Source organism: Alcanivorax sp. HI0044 (assembly GCF_001634945.1).
In genome coordinates, this window is the sequence record NZ_LWEZ01000697.1 from 1 (window position 1) to 735 (window position 735).

The window sequence follows — 735 nt, forward strand, 5'->3', positions numbered from 1 at the left end:
ACTCCAGTGGGGCGCCAAGGGGCAGAATCAATAAAAGAACGCAAGCCTAACAGGCTGGCCGCGTTGCGGCTGTAGTCTTCGAATGATGTTCACTATTCGCGGGAATGATAATTCCCCATTGGTCGTAGACAGTGCGCGCTATCCCGGTGCCACTGGACCATCTGAGGGCACCTGCAGGTAGTTGCCTTGGCCTGTTTTATTCCCCGGCGGGCTGTTTCCTTCGCATTTCAGGAATTGGCATGGCGCTTGCCTAACGTAAGCACATTAGCAGGATGATTCGTCACGCTATCCTGCTAGCGATCAATGGTGATCGCGAAAGAATCTGAGCAAAGACGCTCATGGAATGTCGTCAACGGCGGCGTTGTTCCATGGGCGTTTTTTTATGCCTGGGATAAAGGGGGCAGGCGTGAGCACACCGCCTTCAAAGATAGGCGTTTTCCGAAACGAGAGCGATAAAACACACTAAGGTGAGGAAGAAAACCATGAAACATTCTGCCATTGCCGCCGGCGTCATTCTCTCCACGCTGGGCTTTACGGGGACCGCCAGCGCGGAAGACGATGCATTCATTACCGCACTGAAAGACGGCACACCGCTGCTGAACATGCGCCTGCGTTATGAAGAAGTGAACAGTGATGCCTTCACTGAAGACGGCCAGGCGCTGACCCTGCGTACCCGCCTGGGTTACCAGAGTGGCAAGCTCCACGGTTTTGATGTGATGGGGGAGTTTGAAGATA

General features: G+C 54.0%; 1 pseudogene. It reads left to right on the forward strand.

Features of this window, described 5'->3' with window-relative positions:
• Positions 1-482: 482 nt before the first annotated feature.
• Positions 483-735, forward strand: a pseudogene (locus tag A3730_RS08385) (hypothetical protein); the annotation flags it as partial.